The organism is Idiomarina sp. H2, from assembly GCF_004364275.1.
Lineage (GTDB): Bacteria > Pseudomonadota > Gammaproteobacteria > Enterobacterales > Alteromonadaceae > Idiomarina > Idiomarina loihiensis.
The window spans coordinates 249,101-273,303 of sequence record NZ_SNZY01000002.1 but is presented as its reverse complement, the minus strand read 5'-3'; the positions used below and the strand labels follow the sequence as shown (position 1 = coordinate 273,303).

10 protein-coding genes are annotated in these 24,203 nt (G+C 50.1%); 6 read left to right on the top strand and 4 right to left on the bottom strand.

What is annotated here, in order from left to right:
* Window positions 1–70: 70 nt before the first annotated feature.
* Both DET62_RS03435 and DET62_RS03430 read left to right on the top strand, forming a co-directional pair.
* Complete coding sequence (locus DET62_RS03435; protein WP_110012902.1) at window positions 71–775, top strand: 4'-phosphopantetheinyl transferase superfamily protein; 705 nt, start codon at window positions 71–73, stop codon at window positions 773–775.
* A 249-nt stretch (window positions 776–1,024) separates the two neighbouring features.
* Complete coding sequence (locus tag DET62_RS03430) at window positions 1,025–3,091, top strand: winged helix-turn-helix domain-containing protein (RefSeq protein ID WP_110012903.1); 2,067 nt, start codon at window positions 1,025–1,027, stop codon at window positions 3,089–3,091.
* Window positions 3,092–3,121: 30 nt separating this feature from the next.
* Here the strand turns inward: DET62_RS03430 and DET62_RS03425 are convergent, their stop codons facing one another.
* From DET62_RS03425 to DET62_RS03410, 4 genes are read right to left on the bottom strand one after another with little or no spacing between them, the layout of a single operon-like run.
* The gene (locus DET62_RS03425) at window positions 3,122–4,111 is read right to left on the bottom strand and encodes a pyridoxal-phosphate dependent enzyme (protein WP_166635816.1); all 990 of its coding nucleotides are present in this window, start codon (window positions 4,109–4,111) and stop codon (window positions 3,122–3,124) included.
* 27 nt (window positions 4,112–4,138) lie between these two features.
* Window positions 4,139–5,371 carry an MFS transporter gene (locus DET62_RS03420; protein ID WP_110012905.1) on the bottom strand — a complete coding sequence of 411 codons (1,233 nt, stop codon included), beginning with the start codon at window positions 5,369–5,371 and terminating at the stop codon, window positions 4,139–4,141.
* Between the two features lie 28 nt (window positions 5,372–5,399).
* On the bottom strand, window positions 5,400–5,834 hold the full coding sequence (locus DET62_RS03415) for a hypothetical protein (protein WP_110012906.1): 435 nt from the start codon (window positions 5,832–5,834) through the stop codon (window positions 5,400–5,402).
* 30 nt (window positions 5,835–5,864) lie between these two features.
* Entirely contained in the window at window positions 5,865–6,647 is a 783-nt protein-coding gene (locus tag DET62_RS03410) for an aspartyl/asparaginyl beta-hydroxylase domain-containing protein (protein ID WP_110012907.1), read from the bottom strand.
* Between the two features lie 908 nt (window positions 6,648–7,555).
* Between DET62_RS03410 and DET62_RS03405 the strand changes: the two genes are divergently transcribed.
* From DET62_RS03405 to DET62_RS03390, 4 genes are read left to right on the top strand one after another with little or no spacing between them, the layout of a single operon-like run.
* The gene (locus DET62_RS03405) at window positions 7,556–8,185 is read left to right on the top strand and encodes a flavodoxin family protein (protein WP_208107577.1); all 630 of its coding nucleotides are present in this window, start codon (window positions 7,556–7,558) and stop codon (window positions 8,183–8,185) included.
* A gap of 51 nt (window positions 8,186–8,236) precedes the next feature.
* A complete protein-coding gene (locus DET62_RS03400) occupies window positions 8,237–13,612 on the top strand; it encodes a non-ribosomal peptide synthetase (protein ID WP_110012908.1) in 5,376 nt (1,791 codons plus the stop codon).
* A gap of 8 nt (window positions 13,613–13,620) precedes the next feature.
* Window positions 13,621–23,538 (top strand): non-ribosomal peptide synthetase, encoded by a 9,918-nt coding sequence (locus DET62_RS03395; RefSeq protein WP_166635817.1) that lies wholly within the window; start codon window positions 13,621–13,623, stop codon window positions 23,536–23,538.
* A complete protein-coding gene (locus DET62_RS03390; protein ID WP_110012910.1) occupies window positions 23,535–24,182 on the top strand; it encodes a class I SAM-dependent methyltransferase in 648 nt (215 codons plus the stop codon). Before DET62_RS03395 ends, DET62_RS03390 begins: the two co-directional genes overlap by 4 nt.
* The last annotated feature ends 21 nt before the right edge of the window (window positions 24,183–24,203 follow it).

The window sequence follows — 24,203 nt, the reverse complement described above, 5'->3', positions numbered from 1 at the left end:
TCGTTCTAAATTGAGTTCGAACTGTGCAGAGTGAGATGGTATCTACTGTACTTAACAATAGGAGACCTCGATGCCGGCATCATTTTTAGACCCTCTAAATCAGAAAAATCTGAAATATGAAAAAACAGCTTTTTCTCTGGTAAAATTTTCTAGGCAGAATTATCACCGTAATTTATTCCAGCAACTAAATATAGAGTTTTGTCCTACTTTGGAGACCGCTGTGATAAAGAGACAGGCGGAGTATTTAGCTGGACGGTTTTGTGCCCGCATAGCATTGGAGAGATTGAGTGTGAGAAACTATTTTCTTGCTACTGGCGGAAAAAGAGAACCTCTCTGGCCAATCAATTTTGTAGGTTCAATTACGCATTCAGATCATTTCGCAGCAGCAATAGTGGCTTCCAAAGCTTACTACAATGGATTAGGGCTCGATATAGAAGAGGTAGTAAATATTACAACTATGGAAAACATCAAAAAGCAGGTAATAAATTCTGATGAAATGCACGTAATAGAATTAAGCTGCGCCTCAATACGTATTGAACTTTTATTTACTCTCGTATTTTCTGCCAAAGAAAGCTTTTTTAAAGCAGCTTATCCCTCCGTTTTGGAGTATTTTGATTTTGACGCCTTGAGGCTGGTCGCTTTGAATACGGAAAATCAGTATCTAACATTCCATATAACTCAAAATCTATGCAAGTCTCTGCCGAAAAACAAAGAAGTGCAGGTTGAATATGACTTTATCGCGAAGAAAAGTGTTATAACTTATGTTGCTTTATAAAAGCTACGGTAAAGTTACTCTCTGCTTTTACTCGTAGCTTGAGCCGCTTTCCCCAGTTCCCACCAGTGAGATCCCGAAGCCTAAGAGTCCAAAAGACGTTTAAAATAAATTAATAATATGTTGACAATGTGTTATTTTATCTATGTGTTATTCGTTCTGCCTACGATCTTTTTGTCTATAAAAATCAATTAGATCACGAATAAAACATCTTTGTAAATTCTAAAAATTTATACATATGAGACAGGGAAAATGCTCAAGAGTTTTAACGAATATCGCTTGGACCTCGGCAAGAAGATCTTATTTCGTGATGGCGAGGAGGTTGAGATTGAACCTCTGACTATGCAAGTGTTGCTATATCTAATCGATAATAATACCCGATATGTAGATATTGAGGAGCTACATAATCGGCTGTGGATCAATAAAGTGGTAAGCGATAGCGCGATCCGCCGTACGATTGTTAAATTGAGGGCGGTATTGGGTGATGACAGTTCCAATCCTACATATATTAAATCTGCCTCTCGCAGGGGCTATCGTTTCATCTGCCAGCTCGAAGACCATGTTGAGCAATTACAGAACGCCCCAGCGATTGAATCGGCTGAGCATCATTCGGGATTTAAGCGCAATATCATTTTAGTTGTGCTACTGGCAGCATTTTTATTGGTGAGTTGGTACACTCTGGAGTATAGAGAAACTAGCGTTGCCAAGACCGCCACGATCAATATGGAAGAAAAGTCCTCCATTAGTTTCGAAGACAATCTTCTGGATCTATTCGGCAGAAGCGCGACGCCGACTCGGCATGGCAGCAAACCTTGGCTAGCTTTTGCGCACAAAATCGAAAAAGATAGTCTCTACAATTTATTTTTACTCAACTTGAACACTAAAAATCTCAGTCAGCTGACCAGCGATGCATTCAATTATCGCACCCCTTTATGGGTGAGCGAAAATGAATTGGTCGCGATTGCGGTTAATGGCGAAAGTTGTTCACTCGTCAGAATCGAACTCAACAACAAGGGCGAGCGGGTGTCGAGTGAAATACTACATAGCTGCAATGCTGGCCAGCTCAATCTTAATTTTAGTCAACCAAGCAGCGATCTATTCTTCTCGGATAGAGACAATATTGACGATTCTTTGAATATTTTCCGCTTTAATCTTATCGACAGGAGTCTGTCACGGGTCTCCTCACCAGCGAACAAGGGTGTCGGGGATTACATTAGTTCGGTATCCCCGAACGGCGACATAATCGCTTTTGCCCGCACCGAAAACGGCGAAAAAACCGAATTACTTGTTGAAGAACTCAATTCCGGTGAGCTAGTCAACCAAATCAATCTCAACGGCGATGTCACCAGTCTCTATTGGTTGTCCGATTCACAATTGGTGTTTCTCAACAATGAACGATTGTCGTTGTTGAACATTATTGACGGTCGATTACAGACCGCCAATGTACCGAAAGATATGGTCGGCTTGTATCCCAATCGTTCTGATCAGCATCGCCCATTCGCTATTCGCCATAACAAGCGTAAATACCTGCTGCAAGAGTCCCGCAATCCTTTCGGCGACCAACGCACAAAACGCATTATCACCTTTTCCAACAGATCCTTGTCGGCGGCCTACAGCCAATCGGACGATCTGCTGTATTATCTTTACGGCAAAGAAGACAACCGATATATAGCCAGCCGCAATGAAAAATACCACTTGCGGACGGTTCCGCTGAAACAGCAGGTGCAATTACTGGCTGTCAATCCGGCTAAGGCCGCCGTGTTGTTACAGATCGGTAGGCGATTGGCGGAGTTCAGTTTAGCCGACCAGGATTTGCAATATTTGACCCGAGAATCAGATGACGTGCAAAATGGCACCTACAATCGTGACGGCAGTAAAGTACTTTATGCCATCAAAATCAGCGACAGTTGGTCGGTGTACGCCAAGGATCTCAACAGCGCTGAAAATGAGCTTTTTATTCCTTCTGCTATTGCTGTCAAAGCCTATCGGGACGGCTACTTGGCGATCCTTGAAGACTACCAATTGGCGCGAGTCAGCGATAGCGGAGAGGTCACACCATTGGCGGATATGCACGTACACTTGAACATCAATACTGCGTGGGCCGTTGGTAGTAAATATGTCTACTATTCCAAGCAACAGCAAGACGTTATAACGTTATATCGCATCGATCTCGATACCTTCGAAGAGACCTCTATGGTGCTTGCTAGAGGCACTTTCGACGGTCGCTTCGCCATCTCTCGCGACGGAAGTAAATTGGTGCTCACCGTCGAGCCTACATTCCAAAACAACATCTATAAGGCCATACTGCCGTTCGAATAACGTCTGGGCGACAGCGATTGGCTAGCTTGCCTAAGCGCTGAGCAGGTTTTGCCACTCTTCGGAAAAGCCGCTGCACGGAAAAACCGTAACTATCACACTCTGTGGTCCCAATTGTTCGGCCAACTGCAGCGCAGCCATTAAATTGGCTGCCGACGAGCTACCGATCTTAGTGCCGGTATCAAGGTAGAACTGTTTCATGGTGTCGAGCGTGGCGGCGTAATCAAATGTCAAATGCCCGGCAATTTCAGCTTCCAGTGGTGCGACAAATGGTTGTTTGGCACCGAAGCCCAAGCCACCGGAGCCAGCGAATTTGTTTTTGCTGTTTGGCGCACAAGTCGTCCCGTAAGGCATTTCAGCAGGAGTAGTGGCATATGCCTTGACTGCTGGAAATGCTTGTTTGAGTTTTTGGTAGACTCCTGTCAGCGTGCCCCCGGTACCGATCGACGCCACCCAAGCATCGACTCTGTCGCTCTTAAGCTGATTAATGATCTCTTCACCCGTTGTACTGTAATGGATGAACTGGTTAGCCTCATTGGTATGTTGATAGAGAAAGGACCACTCTGGATTCTCTTTTGCCATTTGTTTGGCCTGTTCAATAACGCCGTAAAAGCCTTGATCTCTTGGGGTTAAATGAACTTCTGCGTTGAGTGTGCGTAAATCGTTGATGATGCTGGGGGCGGTCGCTTCGCTGAGCACCAACACCAAACGGATTTTTAGCTCTTGGCAATACTTTGCCAAGCACTTGGCCAAAGTACCACCACTGTATTCCAGAATCGTCAGGTCTTTGACTTTTTCTGCTGGCGTTTGCGACAGTAGGCGCCACAACATAGCAAAGGCGACTCGCGCTTTTACCGTGCCACCAAAATTATAGGATTCGCATTTTCCGAAGATTTTGCCGTAGCCTGGCGGCGTAACGACCTCGATCAATGGCGTATTGCCAATCTTACGTTGCAATTTTCCGAGGATGCCAAAACGGCGGATTACCTCGGTTGAAAATTGCTCTGGCTCTAGATGTTTCATTTTCCTTTCCTCGATTGTCTTCATGGCTTAAGAATGCTTTGCCGTGGAAATTAGGTCCGACGGCGCAACATCGTTTTGCAGATGAAGACGCATAAACAGCAGCAATGCCACTGCGGCGAACAAAACACTGCCGATCATCGGATAGTAGGGTGAAAAAGTGGCTAGGAATGAACCCAGCAAAATGCTGAGAACGGTGCCTATAGCCGACAAAGAGGCCAGCAGGCCCATGAGCTTGCCTTGTTCATCGGCCGGGGTATGGTCTGAGACGTAAACCCCCATATTAGTACCTGAAGTTACAATAAATAGACCGAGCAAGGTGAATAGTACATAAAAAGCAAAATGGTTATTGACTAACATCATCGCACTGCCGAGCAATCCGTAAAAGGTTAGTGACCATATGATATTCGCCGCGAGTGACAAGTATTTCTTACCGACTTTTACCATCACCAAGCTGGAAAAAATCAAACTCACCGTTAGCACACCGGTGAGAAGGGCGATTCCATCGCTTCCGAAATCGTATATTTTAACCAGATAGAGCGGATAGAACTGGTAAAAGGTCGAGAATGCCAAAGCACTAAGGGTATTTATAAGACATAATTGCCGCACGGTACGGCGTCTTAATAGAATCCAAGCGTTAAACTTAGTGACAACGGGTGCATCGGTGGTACGACTGTGCGTTTCCTGAAACATCCGTTCAAAGTAGCCAAGGCCGACCAATGCTAGCGCGGCGGCAAAATAAAACGGCGTCGATGCCGAATGGTATAACAATGCACCGCCTAACAGTGGACCAATCAGGTAGCCGATGTAGACCGCGGCATGAATGTAGCTAAACGAAGTGGTCTTCGGGATCGCATGACTCAAATCTGCGGCGATGGAGCGGGCGATGGCTATATTGCCTTCAAACAAGCCTGTTAACAAGCGACTGAATAGCAACAACAGATATTGCTGTTGCAGCAGGGCATAGCCTGAGAGCAAATAGCTCAGACAAACACCGATTTGCGTCCAGCGAATCACCGGTTTACGTCCTAAGTGATCGGCTAAGGCGCCCAATACATGACCGCCGAGAAACATGCCTAAAGGGTAGGCTGCCAGCACCAATCCCAACAGGAGTTCCGGCGGCAACCGCATGAAATCGGCCAGCTTGGCGGGCGTCGCACCGATAAACAACGGAGCTAAGATAGGATAGGGCAAGGCGACGCCAATGTAACTGACACAAACAAGTAGCAGTACACTGGCGAGCGCTTTATTTTCATGTCGCATCGACTTTTCCGTTCTAAAGGGTTGCAAATTAAAGCGCGTAGTCGTTCATTTTATCGAACTCGTCGCTTTTGTATTGCACCAGTTCCAAAATGAGAGTGTCAAAAATATAGATGTAAGCGCGGGTGCGGTACGGATGGCTGTCGTCGATGCGATGCTTGCCATAACCCATGAGGGTGAACTGTTCCAAAGTGCTATTGATATCGCCGACCACGAATCCCAGGTGATTGAAATAGTTATATTTGTTTTCTTTAAGTGGCAGATTGTTGGGGGTGGATTGCAGCGCCAAGTAGTGGCTCTCGGTGCCGACGTGACGCCACTTGGTTTTGTACAAACTGCCATCTATCTCCTCTTCAATTATACCTTCGCCACGGATTTGGAAGTCGGGGAAGACCGTGAGGAAAAATTCGGTGGCGAATTCAATGTCACTGACGGTGACGTTGTAATGTTCTAAGTAAGTACCCACGTGGTGCTCCTAATCTTTGCAAATATTAATTTAAATGGTGTAGTCGTTACTGGCCAAGCGACCGAGCAGACGACGGGAATAGTGTTTGCCAACGTAACGGGTCCAGCCGACGTTCAATTTGTGTAGCCAGCCTGGTAAAGGTCGCAATACGTCGACCAGCAGTACCACGCGGATTTCGTCGCAGTTATTGATCACTTCATGGTTCCAGCTGTCATCGAACAGCACGCCCTTATCTTGCTGCCAGACGTGACGTTCGTTGAGAATGCGAATGTGCGGCGAATTGTCTTTAGGGATTTCAATGCCCAAGTGATAACGCAGATAGCCGCAATAAGGACCATCGTGTGCCGGCACCGACTTACGCGCGTCCAAGATAGAAAAGAATGCCTGGTTGACGTATGGAATTTGCTCGAGCAGTGATCGGGTCAGAGGGCACTGATCGCGAATGTCGGCATTTTCACCGCATACTTGCAACATAAAGACCTTCCAGTCGTTTTGGGTGGTCTCGGAAATATCCGTTTGGATATCGTCGAGTTCGTGGTAGCGTGGCAAAGTCGATTTTTTAAGCAATATTTTTTGGAACTCGGCCTTGATCACCTCAACGTTGTCTTCGAGGATTTGCAAGCTGGGATACACGGTTTTGACATCATAAAACACCGGCCGTTTGTTACCCCCAGCGGCCGCACGGCATAGGTGGTTCAGGACCTTAAAATAGCTCCGTAACAGCGGCTTGCCTAAGTTGTCGAACATCCAATCGCGCATGCGGCGGCCTAGAGGCAGCGCTTGAGGATTGAGTGTGTTCGTTCGTTTACTCATTGCTATTGACCTAAGGTTGCTGTTAATTGCTGCAAGTAAACCGCAATATAACGGAACAGTGAATGAACAAGACAAGATTATCGTGTGATTTTTTTATAATCGCCTATGATCGGTCGTGACTTTTTTGTGTACAAATAGTCTCCAAGCGGCCGGGAGGCCGCGTCTCGAGAAGGAAAATACGCCCCATCCGGGATCAGAGTCGAAGATCACGGCGCCAACTCAAACTAACGCCTGCGACTTTAATTATTTAATACTGAGCCATGTAAATGCAAAGCGCACAACCCGATGTTCATTACTCTGGCCCCCTTCAAGCCGCCCCAACACCTAATCCAAACTTAACCATTTGGCTTGTCACTGCCGCTCGGGTCTGAGCCGATGAGCATTGCACCCAGTCAAACTAACACCGGTAACGTCAATAATTTTCTTTAGACACAAATTAAAATAAAGTGCACTACCTGCCGAACATTGACCCCGATACTATTTAAACCACTTCAACACTAACCCATCTAAACCACTGTACAAATTCATCTCAGCCAAACCAATAAACGTTACCAATTTAGGATGTAATTCGATCTAATCGCGATTGGAAAGAGAAGCGACGGCTCAAACCGTGATTTTTGCGATGAATTTTTTGTGACTACGTGATTATAGCCGTTGATTAACAAGGAGTTTTTGGAATTATAAAAAGTCATCAAAAGCTTCTGATTTCTTCATTGTGATTACCGCGTTTGTTCGATTTAATCTCAACCATATTGAGTCGCCGAGACGAATTAGGTACTTGGCAACAACTAACGGGCTATTTTATTAAATCATACAAGTAACGCTGGTCATGGATGACCTGACATTTCATAGGTGGAATGCGAGGCGAAGTTTTACTTTACTCGAATAAACCGTATCGGGAAAAAAGTATGGACGTCTTTATTCTGATAACAACAGAGAGAAGCGAAAAAATGCGAAGTGTAGCAGTGGTTTATCACAGTACTTACAACAATACCAAGGCTCAGGCTGAGGCGGTTTTTCGCGGTCTCAATCAAGAAGCCAATATCCAGGCACGTTTGATCAAAGTCGATGAAATGAATGACGACGATTGGAAATTCATCGGCCAAGCGAAAGGCATTATCTTCGGTTCACCGACCTACTTCGGCAGCCTCAGTTCAAAGTTCAAAGCCTTTATGGAAAAAACCGGCGGTATTTGGGCTGAGCAAGGTTGGCGCAATAAATTGGCAAGCGGCTTTACTAGCTCCGATTGTGCCAGTGGCGACAAACTGCAGGCGTTGCAACAAATATTGTTGTTCGCCGCCCAACACAGCATGAACTGGGTCAACTTAGGGTTGTTGCCGGGCAATTTCGATCAAGGTCAGGACGAGAAAAACCTCAACCGTTTGGGCGGTTGGATTGGTGCGATGGCTCAGCGAGACAAGGCCAGCGGCAAACTTTACCCCTGCGACCTGACAACAGCCGAATTCCTCGGCCGCCGTTTTGCCGATGCGCTCAAACGCACCGACTTCAGTGGGCAGCTAACGGCAAAAAGCGCCTGACAGGCAATACCTTAAGCCCTAGCAACGAAGCAAGTAGAAGAGGTCTATATCTTGGAACATTGGCAAGCACTTATACCGGTAACCCCCGATTCTTCGGTCACCCCTGCAGCGGACGGCGCCGCTACGCTTCAGCTGCCGGAAGTGTTGGTGGCGCAGATCAACACCTATGCCGGCAAATTTGGTGTAGGTACGTTAACCGTGGTGTCGCTAGCCTACCTCATTCTCAACCGCTTGTACCGTGGCGAAGGCACTTTGCGATTACAAGGCAATAGTGGCCAGTCTCTGTCGCTCGATTTCAACCATGACTTGACCGCCAGCCAATGGTTCAAACAAACCCACAGTAAGGCACCAGGCCTACCTTGCCCACTTTATGTCGACGCTATTGAGGCTCAACAAGACGATGCCGCTATCACTTTGCTGATCGAGCAACACACCCGTTTGACCGTCATTCTCAACGACGACGCGTCAAACTTCAATGCTATGTTGGTCGCCGACAATTTGTTGGCTATTATTGAGCGGCTTATCAGTGACGAGCAAAAGCGTTTGGTAGAGTTGGCAGCGCTCAGCGACCTGCAGCAAACTTGGTTCAAAAAACTTAACCGCACCGAAAAATTCTATCCCGAACTGACTATTACACAACAGTTTGAAAATCAGACGATGCAAACCCCAGACGCAGCGGCATTGCAGTTTGATGGCGAGGTATTGAACTATCGCGAACTGAATTGTCGCGCCAATCGCCTGTCACACTATTTGGTGGAGCAAGGAATCGGCGTCGAAGACAGAGTGGTCATCTATGCCGACCGAGGATTCGATTGCTTGGTCGCCATTTTGGCTGTTATGAAGTCGGGCGCAGCATTCGTGCCGGTCGATCCGGTGTTTTCCTCCGCTCGGAGCCATTATATTATGGGCGACTCAGGGGCGACAATTATCCTGACTCAGTCCCACTTACAACACAAGTTGGCTGATTGCCAATTGCCACAGTTGGCAATAGACCAGGCGCAAGAGCTGTTGCAGTTGCTGCCGGATCACAATCCTAATGTAGTCATGAGCATCGATGCTTTGGCTTACATTCTTTATACCTCGGGTTCTACCGGGCAACCTAAAGGCGTGTTAGTGGCTCACCGTGGTGTTTCCAACTTAGTTTGGTCTATGGCCAAAGCCTGGCAGGTCAGCACGGATACCCGTTATCTGCAGTTTGCATCTATGAGCTTCGATGCATCAGTGCCAGAGTGGGCGACCACTTTAATCTGCGGCGGGTGCGTGGTATTCAAGCCGGCCAAAGCCTTGGGACTGGATGAATGTTTGGTTGACCTGCTTGAGCAGGAACAGATCACCATCATGAAGATGCCAGCGGCTGCCCTAACCGTGTTGCCCTATCGCGAGCTACCGTGTTTGAGAGTTATCATCACCGCCGGTGATGCCTGTAATCAAGCGCTGGTGGATTTGTGGGGCAAAGGCCGTGATTTCTTCAATTGCTACGGCCCGACGGAAATGAGTATCGGCACTAGCATGTATCCTTGCATTTGGGGGGATGGTCATCCGTGTATCGGCCGTCCAAACTATAACACACAGGTGTATATCCTGGACGAAGAGCTGAACCAACTGCCGGTTGGCCGGATCGGCGAGATCTATCTCAGTGGTGTCGGTGTCACTCGAGGTTACAACAACCAGCCGGCAATGACAGCGGAAAAATTTTTGCCAAATCCTTATGCAAATGATGGCTCACGCTTGTATCAAAGCGGCGACCTCGGATATTATCGTGCCGACGGCCTGATTGAGTTCTGCGGTCGTGCCGACGAACAAGTCAAGATCCGCGGTTTCCGCGTCGAACTTGGTGAAATTGAGCGAGTAATGCTCAAGCATCAAGACATTGCCGCCGCTTGTGTGTTACTGCATAAAAATGCGGCCGGCGTCGAACGTTTGGTTGGCTACTTTGTCGCCAATAGCGAGGTCGACAAAGCAACGCTAATTGATTGGATGGCACACTTATTGCCGGAATATATGGTGCCAAGTGTCTTCAAAGCCGTTGAAAGCTTTGCCTTGACCACCAATGGTAAAATCGACAAAAAGGCCCTACCAGCACTGAGCGAAGCCGACTTCGGCGAACAATACGAAGCTCCGCAAGGGGAATTGGAAAATCTTATCGCATTTGTGTGGCAGATCAAGCTCGGTTTGAGCTGTGTCGGTCGCAACGACAACTTCTACGACCTTGGCGGCTCCTCTCTCAATGCAGTGCAGGTCTGCGCCGACTTGAGCGAGCGACTCGGCAAGACGGTTCCTGTTGCCACCTTATTGACCCAACCTATGATGTTGGTTTTCGCTGAAAAAGTGGCGCAATTGCAACAAGATCAATTGCGCTTACCGCAGCGCAAAAGGTTGACAGCTTTCCCTGCTTCTAGTGCGCAACAACGCCTGTACTTTATGCATGCGCTGCAACCAGACAACGCGTTTTACAACATCTGTCTGGCGCTTAAGGTCAAAGGCAAACTTAACATCGCCAAACTCAGCGACTGCTACCAACAATTGCTGATGCGCCACGAGTCGTTGCGCACCCGCTTTTATAAGCGTGACAATGAGATTTTCCAACAACCGATGGAAAATGTGACGGCGATGAGCAAAGTCGACCTCTGTGGCTTTGAACGACACATGGTAGAGCAATTTTTGGTCGCCCATGGCCGTACGCTATTCGATTTGGATAGTGGCCAGTTGTGTAGCGCTAAAGTCTTCAAACTTGCTGAAGACGATCACGTCTTATCCATCGTCGTACACCATATTGCCGCCGATGGCCGCAGCATCCAAATGATGGTCAACGAGCTGATGGCGCTGTACGGCGACATGCCGGAATTGGCGCCGATCCGCTATCAAGCAGTGGAATATGCCTTGTGGGAGCGCGAACAACTGGCTACTATGGCTCGCACTCAAGCTAATGACTACTGGCAGAAACAATTTAATCAGCCGCTTGAGCCGCTGTTGTTGGCTGACCCTAAAGCTTTAGGCCTAAAATCGAGCTACCAAGGTTCGCAAGCGATTTTCACCATCGAATCGATGATGACTGAACAACTGCGTCATCGCGCTAGAGCTAAAAGCACTACCGTATTTAACCTGTTATTGGCGGTATTCGCCCAATTGCTCAAAGGCTATTCCGGCAATCGAGATTTGGTGATCGGCGTGCCGATGACGCCGCAACTGCCAAATGCGTTCAAAGACAGTGTCGGACTATTTGTCAACACTTTGCCAGTGCGATTACATTTACCGCAACAACAAGATTTTGCCGAGCTACTCAGCCATGTTGGTCAACAGGTCACCGATGCATTCAGCTATCAACAAGTGCCGCTGCAGGAAATAGTGCGCTTGGCCAATCAGGTGGGCGACGACGGATACAACGGCCTTTTCCAAGTATTGTTCGCTTATCAGCAGGTACAATATGCCGAAACCTATCACGGTGACATCGGTCTGACCCCATGGCACTACAGTAACGAAACCGCCAAATTTGCCTTGACCTTGTTGGTTGACGACATGGGGAGTCACTTACAGTGCCGTTTGGAGTATGACAAAGGTTTATTGACCGACCAATTCGTCGCGGCGATGGCCGACAGCTTTGTTGCGTTGCTGTGCGGTGAGCTGCCGCAAAGCCTAGTGGTCGGCAGCCGTAACGAAGCGCGTTTAGCGACCGTGGTAGAGCAAATTGCCTGTGTCGATCCCGGTAAAGGGGCGCTCAAATGGAATGGTGGTCAGATAAATCACGCTGAGATGGCAATGATTACCGATGCCTTGGCTGCACAATTGCAACAACGTGGAGTCGGCCGCGGTGATGTCGTCGCGTTATCCATCCGTCGTGACAATCCGTTGTTGGTATTATTGCAAATGGCTTGTCTCAAGCTGGCTGCACCGCTGCTGGCCATCAGTGACAAATACCCGCATTCGCGAGTTGAGTATATGTTGGTCGACAGCCAGCCAAAATTGCTGATCAGCGATAAACCGAACCGCTTTGAAATCAAATGTTGGAACGTTTCCGGTCTAGCGCTGCACAATATTAAGCCACAGCCATTTAAGGCCGCCCCCCCTCAATTGGACGATGTTGCTTATGTTGTTTATACCTCAGGCACCACCGGTCAGCCAAAAGGCATCGAAGTCTGTCACCGCACTTTGGCCAACCTGATCGAATGGCAATGTCACGATTTTGCTGCGCTCGGCATCAAATATGTGTTGCAGTTCTCTACTATTGGCTTCGACGTAGCGTTGCAGGAAATGCTTTATGCCTTTGCCAGCGGCAGTTGCTATCAGCTCAGCGAAGCCGAACTGAATGTTGACTTCGCCCATTTGTCGACGATCTCGAAAGAACTTAGCGATGCGGTAATTTTCATGCCGACCTCGGTGTTCAACCAATTCGCCACCTACTTGATCGATAGCGGTAAGCCTTGTGGCTTCAAAGCCATTGTGGTCGCTGGTGAGGCGCTCAAACTGAGCACAGTCATGAGGCGTCAATTAGCCAACCAGTATTCGTTCAAATTGTTCAACCATTACGGCCCGGCAGAAAGCCACGTGGTCACCGCGATGCAGGTCGATTTGCTGCGTAGCGACGACATCCACATTGGTAAGCCGATCGCCCGCACTAAACTTCGCATTCTTGATAGTAAGTTCCGTCCGGTAATGCCTGGCTGCCAGGGGGAGTTATTCATCGGCGGTGTTAATTTGGCGCGCGGATACCTTGGCAGTCCGGAGCAAACCGCCGCCAAATTTATCGATATTGGCGGCGAACGTTGGTACGCCAGTGGCGACTTAGGGAGGCTCAGAGCCGACGGAAACATCGACTATATTGGACGTAAAGACAATCAGATCAAGATCCGCGGCTACCGTGTTGAACCAAGTGAGGTCGGCAAAAAGCTCGAAAGTTTGTTGACCGTGCAGCACGCTGTGGTGATCGGTTGTCTCAATCCTCAAGGAGAAGCTGCTTTGGCGGCTTACCTGAAAACGAACGATGCGACTCTCGATCAGATCAAGGCCGAATTGGCTGTACAACTGCCGGATTATATGTTGCCAACTGCCTGGACTAAGATCTCCGAATTTGATACCACCTCTCACGGCAAAATCAACACCGGCAAATTGCCCGCGCCGGATTGGGATAAGGCTATCGAAGCGGCCGATGGCGGCGGATTGGACAGCGTGCTGTTACAAGTGGTGGCTATGCTGTGGCAAGAAGTGTTGGGCGTTACGGTCAATGGTAGCGAAGCGCATTTTTTCCGTCTCGGTGGCCATTCTCTCAAGGTGATGCAACTCGCCACCCAAATTGAAGCGGTGTTGGAATTGAAAGTCGCTATCGCGCGATTGATGGATTGTCCTAAATTGGCTCAGCAGTGCGCTTATCTCAATGAATTGGCTTTGCTCGCCGGTCGCGAGTTGGAAGCCGAATTGATGGAGGGCGTATAACTATGGGCATGTCTTTGGCACAAAAGATCCTGGTCAAGAAACGTGCGGCAGCACAAGTCGTCCGTCCATTGGTGCAAGATAGATTCTCGCCGCAGCCATTGAGCGCCGCTCAGCAACGCTTGTGGTTCATGGAGCAGCTCGATAATGTCGGTGTCGCTTACAGCGTGCCAGTACTGTATCGCCTGCAAGGCAAACTTGATATTGAGTTGTTGCAACAAGCGTTAAATACCATTGTGGCGCGCCACGAAATTTTACGCACTCTTTTTGTTGCCACTGACAGTGCGCCTAAAGCACAACTGGTTGAAAATCTCGACGTTACCATCGAACATGTGGTCGCAGCGGATTTTGACTCGGCGCTGGCCAAAGTGTCAGCCCAGCTCAAGCAGCCGTTCGATTTGGCCACAGGTCCATTGTTGCGGGTTGCCATTGTTGCATATCAAACCGACGAAATGCTGTTGTGCATCAACCAACACCATATTATTTGCGACGGTTGGTCTATCACCTCTTTGCTGAGTGAACTGAGTACATGCTATCACGCTTACGCGGCGGGTTTTAACCCAGCGTTGCCCGCATTGCCCATCCAATACATGGACTACGCGATGGCAGCGGCAGAGCAAGATCACAGTGAAGGCTTGGACTACTGGCAAAAACGCTTGCAAGATGCTCCTTATCTGAACCTCGGTGCAGAGGCGGCGGCGCAAAACGAAGCGGGTTTCGTGTCCTTGCAGTTGCCTTTGGATGTCAGCGAAGGGCTCAATCGCCTGTGTTTGGCCAACAACGCGACCTTGTTTATGGCGCTTTTGGGCTTTTATCAATTGTTTTTAAGCCGCTATTGTGGACAAACCGACGTGAGCGTCGGCGTGCCGGTGGCTAACCGAAACGGTAAAGATCACGACGCGGTATTGGGCTTTTTCGTCAACACCCTGGTGATGCGCCAGCAGATTAATGGTACTAGCAGTGTCAACCAGTTGATAAGCGACACTCGCAGCTTGGTGCTACAAGATTTCGATCACCAGAGCGTGCCGTTCGAGAAAGTAGTCGAGCGTCTCTGCCCAGTGCGTCAAACCAGTGAAACTCCGTTGTTCAACACCTTATTGGTGTTGCAGACCACCTCTGATGTTGCTGCACTGCAATTGCCGTCCGTTACCTGTCAATGGCAGGGCCTCGCGCAGCAAACCCCAAAATTCCCTTTGAGTCTGACGCTGCGAGAAGGAGAGAATGGCATAGAAGGCGGCTTCGAATTCCGCCAGGGTACTTTTTCTTACGAGCGCGTCGAGCAATTGGCGGCCTGCTTCAGCCAACTGATCCGCAGTGCCTTGGCTAATCCTAATGCTGCCATCGATACCTTGGAATGGTTGCCTGTCGACCTACAACAGCAGATGTTGGCAATGTCGACGACAGCGGGATGTGAAGTCAACGGCGGAATCATCGAGGCATTTGCTGAGCAAGTAGAGTTGCATCCTAACAAAATCGCGCTGCGCTGCGGTGAACAAAGTCTAAGCTACCGAGAATTGGACGCTCGCGCCAATCAATGGGCCGGGTTACTGCAAGAGCAAGGCGTTGAGTTTGGCGAGCGAGTCGGGGTGGCGTTCCACCGCAATCGTGGCGAAGCTATTGAATGTTTGTTGGCTATCTTGAAGCTTGGCGCAGTCTATGTGCCGCTCGATCTGAGCAGCCCGGCTGAGCGTTTGGCTTACATCATTGAGCACACCGGCATCGAGCATTTGCTGACCAGCGACAACGATATGAACGTTGCCGCCAACATCCACTGCGATGTTGATGTGTCTGAGTATCCAACCACCACAATCCATCGCCCGGCATTGGCGGAGCAATTGGGCTACGTGATGTATACCTCGGGCACCACTGGCACGCCAAAAGGCGTGATGATAAGCCATCAAAGCGTGTTGCGTTTGGTTAAGAACATCGGCTATGTCAATCTCAGCGCGGATGACGTTATGCTGCAATGCGCGCCGCTAGCGTTTGATGCCGCGACCTTTGAGATTTGGGGTGCTTTGCTCAATGGCGCGACCTTGGTGATGCCAAGCGAACCGTCATTTTCTTTGAACCATATTGGTGAGTTGTTGCGTCGTCATGACATCAGCATCATGTGGCTGACCGCGCAGTTGTTCCATGCCATGGTCGATTTGGACATCGACGCATTTGCCAACTTGCGCACCTTGTTGGCCGGCGGCGACGTATTGTCCGCTACCCGCATTAAACAACTGAAACAAGCTTATCCGGCACTGACCATCATCAATGGTTACGGCCCAACCGAAACAACTACTTTCGCCAGCTGCCATACGTTCAGTGCTGCTGATGTTGAACAGGGCATAGTACCTATTGGACGTCCGATCGACAATACGCGAATTTACATACTCGATGATAATAAAGCTTTATTGCCGCCAATGTGCGAAGGCGAGATTTATATCGCTGGCGCAGGTGTTGGACTGGGTTACTGGCAAGCGCCGGAGCAAAGCGCCGCTGCTTTTTTGCCTGATCCTTTTGTCGCTGACGACGATGCGCGCATGTATCGTAGCGGTGATATCGCTTGCTTTGATATGAATGGCTTAATTCGCTACATGGGCCGTCGTGACGGGCAGGTCAAACTGCGAGGTTATCGCATTGAGCTAGCGGAGATCCGTGCCGCGCTGGAAAGCATAGAAACGGTTGCTCAGGCGGAAGTGATGGTGCGCAGCGAAGGTGACGAAAAACAATTGGTCGCCTACTACATCGGCCACAACGGCGCGTTGTCGGCGCAAGCGTTACGTGAAATCTTGAGCGAGCAATTGCCACCTTCCATGCTGCCGCAATATTTCGTTCACTTGGAACAATTCCCGGTGACCAGAAACGGCAAAGTCGACCGTCTTCAATTGCCTGCGCCGCGTGTGAGCGATGCGTTTGAAGCCAGCGAAATTGCGCTGCCGGCCAATGAAACAGAACAGCGCATTGCTGACATCTGGCGACAGTTGTTGCTGTTGGAGCAAGTCGGTTGCGATCAAAACTTCTTTGCGTTGGGCGGCCACTCTTTGTTGACCGCACAGTTGCAAGCTCGCCTACAAAAAGAATTTTCCGTGCAAGTCAGCATTGATGCTATCTTTTGTCATGCGACCGTCGCTCGTCAGGCGCAGTTGGTGAGCGATGCTAAATCGGAAGCGGCGTTGCAAATCCCCCGCGTTGAAGAGCGTCAAGGCTGGCAACCATTGTCTGAAGCGCAAGAACGTCTGTGGTTCTTGCAGCAAATGGCTCCGCAAGGCACCGAATACAATGTGCCAATGCTGTTCCATCTTAACGGCTCGTTGGGCATAGCAAATTTGCAATCCGCTATCGATGCGCTGGTTGAACGGCATGAGATCTTGCGCACAGTCTTTATTGAACGCAATGGCCAGCCATGGCAGCAGATCTTGGCGAACTCGGCGGTGCCTGTCGTTTTGCACGACTGCGCAGATGACGTTGAAGCTCAAGTGCTTATCACCAATGAACTTAAGCAAGCCTTCGATTTGACCAATGGTCCTCTTATCCGTGTTAACCTGTTCTGCGTAGCCGCCGATAACCATTACTTGTTGCTCAACCAGCACCACATCATTTGCGATGGTTGGTCGGTCAACCGTCTGTTGCAGGAATTGAGCGCGCTGTATCAAGGCGAAAGCTTACCGAGCCTGGAACTTCAGTACCTCGACTACACCAACTTTAGCCGTAGCCAAGATCATCAAGTCGGACTGGATTGGTGGCAACAACAATTGGCTGGTGCCGAACCTTTGCAGCTGCCGATACAGGGTGAAGCACAAGCCGGCGGCAGTTTTTATCCTTTCGCCATTGACGCCGAACTGAGCACAGCGTTGAATGAAAACTGTCGTGCTCAAGGTGCGACTCTATTCATGGCTTTGTTGGGTTGCTATCAAGTATTATTGGCTCGCCTGAGCGGACAGCGCGATATTAGCGTCGGAGTCCCGGTGGCCAACCGCCCACTCGAATCGCTGGAGGGAGTGTTCGGCTTCTTCGCCAACACTTTGGTGATGCGTTCAAAACTACCTGCAGAGCTGACGTTTCCGGAGTTGCTGGAACAATCTCGGAATGATCTGCTGGCCGGATTTGCCCACCAAGCGGTACCCTTTGCCCAAGTGGTCGAGCGGATTTGTCCTCAGCGCGGTCAATATCAATCACCGCTATTCCGCACCATGCTGGTACTACAAAGCAATTCTGACGTCAACGCTTTGAAACTGTCAGGCATCAACAGCAGATGGTGCAAACTACCGCACTACACCGCCAAGTTCGATTTGACGCTCAATCTGCGTGAAACCGACCAGGGTATCGAAGGCGGCTTCGAATATCGCAACGGGCTGTTTGATGAAGCTTTTATCGCGCAATTGAGTGATGTATTGATGAACTTGATCCGCGCCGGGGTTGGCGATAGCAGCGTTGATTTAATGCAAGTCGACTACTTAGGTGAAACGCGCAAAGCACAATGGTTGGCTCAGACGCAGCGTGGTGGCGCGGCGTTGGAAACCTCATTGCTGCATGTCTTTGCCGAGCAAGTTCAACTACATGGCCATAAAGCAGCACTAATTTGTGCTGATGAGACCCTCAGCTACCATGAGCTTGATGCCATGGCGAATCGAACTGCACGCTACTTGCAAGCGCAAGGTGTGCGCGGTGGCGACCGTGTCGGCTTGGCTTTGTCTGGCTTTGCGTCCATTGCTAGCACGCTAGCTATCTTAAAAGCTGGCGCTGTATACGTCCCACTAGACTTGCGTCAACCAGCCGAACGTTTGCAGTACATCATCGACCACATTGGTATCGAACATGTGATGAGTGATGTCGCTGAATTGAGCGTTAGCGCCAAACTGCACGACCCGAGTGCCGCCGCCGATTATTCATCTGATGCCATCGCCGCAAACGGTCACCACAGCGATATGTGCTATATCATGCACACTTCTGGCACCACCGGACAGCCAAAAGGCGTCATGGTCGGTCAAAGCGGTATTCTGCGTCTGGTTCGCAATACTCAGTACATCGATCTGTCATCACATGACGTTTTGTTACAATCAGCACCTCAAGCATTTGATGCGGCTACTTTTGAAATATGGGGGGCCCTGCTTAACGGCGCGAGTCTAGTAATGCCAAGCGAAACAACTTTTTCGCTGACTCACTTGAGCGAACTTTTGTCTCGACACCCTATTAGCGTGTTGTGGCTGACCGCTCAGCTTTTCCACGCCATGGTCGACATCGACGCCAGCGAATTGGCAGGATTGCGTTTGTTGTTGGCCGGTGGCGACGAGCTTTCTGCCGAACGCATCAAACAATTACACGCCGCCTGCCCATCGGTCACTTTGATTAACGGCTACGGCCCAACTGAAGTCACAACTTTCAGTGCTACTCACGTATTCAGCAAGAGTGATATCACCACCGGCAGAGTTTCAATTGGTAAAGCTATCGACCATACCAACATTTATGTCCTGGACGACAACCTTAATCCGGTTGCGCCTTTAGTCGCCGGTGAGATGTATATCGGCGGAGCCGGTGTCGCCAAAGGTTACTGGAATGACGAAACGTTGAGCGCGGCGGCCTTTATCAAAGATCCGTTCGCAGCAGGACATGACGCCAAAATGTATCGTAGTGGCGACCTGGCATGTTACGAACTTGACGGCACCTTGACCTTTTTGGGACGTCGCGATGGTCAGGTGAAAATCCGCGGCTTCCGCATCGAGCTGGCCGAGATCAAGCGCGCAATGGAACGTCTAGAGGGTGTTAACCAAGCCGAGATCTTGGTGAATACCAGCGCCGACGATAAGCAGGTAGTAGCCTACTTTACCGGCGACCAAGGATTGACTCCAGCCGACTTGCGGCACACGTTGGCCAAGCAGTTGCCCGACTACATGGTGCCGCGCTTTTTTGTCGGCATCAAGGCGTTCGATGTCACGAGCAACGGCAAAATCGACCGTCGTCGTCTACCGACAGTACAAGCGCAGCACAGTTCCGAGTCCGTCGCTAAGCGCTTGCCGCAAACCGCGATGGAAAAATCCATTGCGGCGATTTGGCAAACGTTACTATCGCTCGATAGTGTCGGTGTCGACGACAACTTTTTCGCCTTGGGCGGCCACTCACTGATGAGCGCCCGCTTGCAAGCGCGTTTACAAGACATTTTCGCCGTTAAATTGGCGATGGCGGACATTTTTGCCAATCCAACCATCGCCTCGCAACAACAGTTAATCAAAGATGCTGATCCTAAGCAACTGTTGACCATTGAGCCGGTCGCGAAGCGTGATGTCGCACTACCTTTGTCCAGTGCACAGCGCCGTCTGTATCTGTTGGCGACAATGAATCCTGCCAGCGTTGAATACAATGTGCCGGTGGTTTACCAAATTGGTGGTGAGTTGCGAGTAGACGTGTTGCAACGTGCGGTGGATATTTTGGTAGCACGACATGAGATCTTGCGCACTCGCTTCTTGCAAATCGAAGGCGAGCCGATGCAACAAGTGCAAAGCGCGGCAAACGTCACAGTCGAATTGAAAAACGGCGACACTGAACAGTTGTTGTCGCATGCTTTGGCGCAACCATTCGACCTGTCGCAAAGCCCGCTGCTCAGTGTCCAAGTGTTGCGAGGAGAAAGGCAATTACTCTTTATTAATCAACATCATATTATTTGCGATGGCTGGTCCGTCAACCAGCTATTGGACGAACTGGTGGCATTGTATAACGCTGAATTTAACGGTCGCGAAGCTCCGCTGGCGCCGGTGGCGCTGCAATACATCGATTACGCTCAGTGGGCCAATCAACAAGAGCAGCAACAAGGTCTGGACTACTGGAGTGAGATTTTGCAGGGCGCCGAGCGTTTGGCATTGCCCAGTGAAGGCCCTGCTCAAGCGGGGGGTGGCTACTATAGCTTCACAATTGACCACCAAACTCAAGAGCGACTTGGGCAATTGTGCAGTCAAACTGAAACCACGGCATTTATGGTTCTATTAGGTCTTTACCAAGTGCTGTTGAGCCGTTATAGCGGACAGCACGACATCAGTGTAGGCACCGTCGTCGCCAACCGCGAACATCAAGCGTTCGAAGACGTACTGGGCTTTTTCGTCAACACCTTGGTTATGCGCCAGCAGTTGCCTTCAAGCCTGAGCGTTAAAGCGTTGCTAGATAGCACCAAAAGTATGGTTTTAGAAGGTTTTGCCCATCAGGCGGTGCCTTTTGAGCAAGTGGTCGATGCTTTATGTCCGACTCGCGAACTCGGTCAAACCCCGTTATTCAATACCTTGTTTGCCTTCCAGAATTTCGGCGAGCCCGGCCAATTGGCCTTTGAAGGTCTTTCGGCCGAGCGTCTGGAGCCGAGCCTGAACAATGCGAAATTCGACTTGACCTTGACCCTGCGCGAAACCGAACAAGGCTTAGTCGGCGGCTTCGAATACCGTCGCGGCTTGTTCAGTGAAAACCGCATCGCGCAAATGGCGCAGTGCTATGGGGCATTGTTGGACATAGCGTTGGCGGACGTCGACTGCGACATTCTCGCTTGCGATTATGTACCAACCGAGTTGCGTCAGCCGCTTGTAAGTATTCAGCCTAGCACTGACACCATCGTCAGTCGATTTGACGAGGTGATGAAGCAGAATGCCGACAAGACAGCGCTGCGTTGTGGCCTGGCTGATTACAGCTATCGGCAATTAGACGCGCTGGCCAATCAATGGGCCAACCTGATGTTAAGCCACGGTGTTAAGCCTGGCGATAGTGTCGTGCTGGCCATCGACAGCGATGAGCGTTTTGTAGCCGCGGCGTTAGCGGCGCTCAAATGCGGCGCGGCCTATTTGCCTATCGACATTAACGCGCCAGAAGCGCGCATCGGGCAGATTCTGACTGACTCCAAACCTAGCTTGGTGGTTGCTGAACAAGGTTTCTTGCTGTCTGCGGCCAATCGAATCGATTGGCAGGACGTTTCGGGCTACAGCGCACAATTGCCTTTTGTCGCAATGTCCGCTGGGAGCCCGGCCTACATCATCTATACCTCAGGCTCGACCGGCACACCAAAAGGCGTAGTCAACAGTCATCAAGGGGTGGTCAATCTGGTCGACGCCAACAGTATTTTCACTGCTGACGATGTCATGGCGCAGCTTAACAATGTCAGCTTTGATGCGGCGGTATGGGAAATTTGGACTGCTCTGCTCAAAGGTGGCACCGTTGTGTCGGTCAGCAAAGCGCAGTTGCTTGAACCTACAGTATTCAGCGGTGTGGTCGAGCAATACCAAATCAACATCGCTTTGTTCACCACTGCACTGTTTAATATTTTTGCCACTGAACATCCGCAAGTGTTGGCATTGTTTAAGGCAGTCTACTTCGGTGGCGAAGCGGCTGACCTGCAAGCTATCCGCCGCTTGCCCAGCACGATGAAGCCACGCTTTTTGATCAACGCCTATGGCCCGAGCGAAAATGCAGTAATTACTAGCGAATTCTTGATTGATGAACTGGCTGAAGACGCTACTAGAATTTCTATCGGCCGCGCCATTGCCGGCTGTCAAGTATATATTGTCGATGCGAACGACAACTGCGTACCTCCAGGTGTGGTAGGCGAGTTGTGCATCGGTGGCGCTGGCGTCGCTTTGGGCTATCTCAATCAACCCGAAATGACCGCGCAAAGCTATGTTATCAACCCGTTCGACACCAATTGCGGCCATATGTATCGCAGCGGTGATCTAGCATTTTTCGACAACGCCGGATTGCTGCACTACGCCGGTCGCGCTGACCGCCAAGTAAAAATCCGTGGTCATCGTGTCGAGCTGGCGGAGATCGCTGCCGCCTTGGTGGATTTGGTCGACGGCGCCATGGTGCATGTCGAGTATTTCAAGTCTAACCAAGCCTTGGTGGGATACATCGTCAACGGTAATACCGACATTGACGGAAACGAATTGCGTCGCTGCTTACTCCAACGCCTTGCCGACTACATGGTGCCGGATCACATTGTGGCTATCGACGCTTTGCCTTTGACTGGCAATGGTAAAGTCGACAGCTCCAAGCTACCACTTCCTCAGTTTCAGAGCTTGGAGCGAGTTATGCCACGCGACGCGACCGAGCAACAGGTTTGGCAAGGTTTTGCTGCTGTTCTGGGCAGCAACGGCTTCGGCATCGACGACAGTTTTTTCGATTTGGGCGGCAACTCATTGTTGGCGATCAAATTGGCGACCAAACTGCGAAAAGCATTGGACACGCAAGTAGCGCTGAGCGTGATCTTCGAAGCGGGGACCGTTAGCGGTATTGCCTCTCAAATCGCAGCGAAAAGCACAATTTCCTTGCCTGCGCCGTTGACCCTACTCAAGCAAGGCGGCGAACAATACTGCTTCGCTATTCATCCTTTGGGGGGCGAGAGCGCGTGCTATTTGCCTTTGGCGGCACAATTGGACAGCGACTTTAGCGTGATTGGTATCGATCATCCCAGTTTCCATGGAGGGACTACGCCAAGCAGCATTGAACAGCTGGCCGAAGTTTATGCCGCGGCCATCCGTGCTGTGCAACTGCAAGGGCCTTACTTCCTACTGGGCTGGTCGCTCGGCGGCTTGATTGCCATTGAACTTAGCAAGTTGCTGGGGGGAGATTGCCGTTTAGCTCTGCTTGATAGTTTCAATCCTCAAGCGCTGGAAACCCTCGATTTAATAGGTTTGGCAGAAGGAAGCGAAGTAGAGAAGGTCAACAAAAAGGCGTTTGCAGACTACCGTCCCGAGCGTAACGAGAACGCCGCCTTGCTGGTTCGCCCGCGACAGAATGTAATCGAGCTGTTGCGCGAAGACGATGGCTGCAATGGACTGACGGAGGTATTCGGCGAGCAACTCGCTACCGTGATTTGCGGACATAGCCATCAAGATATGGTCTCAGGTGAGTACGCCGCGATCATCGCACAACATATTCAATCATTTTGGCGAGCAACGCCACAGGAGCGCAGTCAATGAACGCAGAAAAACAATATCAACAACAGATGGTGGAGAGTTTTAATTGGCGCTATCAAAATCAACAAGACTCTTGGTCGACGGATCCGTGGCTTAGAGCCACCGCCGTCAAACTCAACGAATTGCTCGGCGAAGGCCGCAGACGGGTGCTCGACATCGGTGTCGGTGCCGCTAAGCCGGCCGAAGTGTTGTTACAAGCCGGACATCAAGTTTGCGGTATCGACATTTTCGCCCATCAGGATTGGGATGCGTTGCGTGCACAGTGGCAAGGTGCCCTCGAATTGTACAAAGGCGATTTCAACACGTGGGACTTTGCCGCAGCACAATTCGATGCGGTGATGGACAACGGCTGCATGCACCACCAGCACCCGAACTTTTATGTCACTTATCTGACCAAAGTTCAGCGCCTGTTAAAAGCCGGAGCTTATCTGGTGCTCAACGTCTACGCCGATCTCGACGACGCGGCACTAGAAGGCAAAATCACCTTCACCGATCACGAGCGCATTTGCAAATATTTCACCGGTGCTGAAATCGACGGGTTACTAGCCAAGGCCGGATTCAATGTGTTGAGTCATCAGCATCTCTATCGCAAAGGGTTGAATGAGTACTACCTATTGGTGGTCGCGCAAAAAACCGTTACCGCCTAATCGAATTGAGAATAGGATAGT

Excerpts from the sequence above, each read along its gene's own strand:
- DET62_RS03435 (WP_110012902.1), top strand. The coding sequence starts at position 71 with ATGCCGGCATCATTTTTAGACCCTCTAAATCAGAAAAATCTGAAATAT.
- DET62_RS03430 (WP_110012903.1), top strand. The coding sequence starts at position 1,025 with ATGCTCAAGAGTTTTAACGAATATCGCTTGGACCTCGGCAAGAAGATC.
- DET62_RS03425 (WP_166635816.1), bottom strand. The coding sequence starts at position 4,111 with ATGAAACATCTAGAGCCAGAGCAATTTTCAACCGAGGTAATCCGCCGT.
- DET62_RS03420 (WP_110012905.1), bottom strand. The coding sequence starts at position 5,371 with ATGCGACATGAAAATAAAGCGCTCGCCAGTGTACTGCTACTTGTTTGT.
- DET62_RS03410 (WP_110012907.1), bottom strand. The coding sequence starts at position 6,647 with ATGAGTAAACGAACGAACACACTCAATCCTCAAGCGCTGCCTCTAGGC.
- DET62_RS03405 (WP_208107577.1), top strand. The coding sequence starts at position 7,556 with ATGGACGTCTTTATTCTGATAACAACAGAGAGAAGCGAAAAAATGCGA.
- DET62_RS03395 (WP_166635817.1), top strand. The coding sequence starts at position 13,621 with ATGTCTTTGGCACAAAAGATCCTGGTCAAGAAACGTGCGGCAGCACAA.
- DET62_RS03390 (WP_110012910.1), top strand. The coding sequence starts at position 23,535 with ATGAACGCAGAAAAACAATATCAACAACAGATGGTGGAGAGTTTTAAT.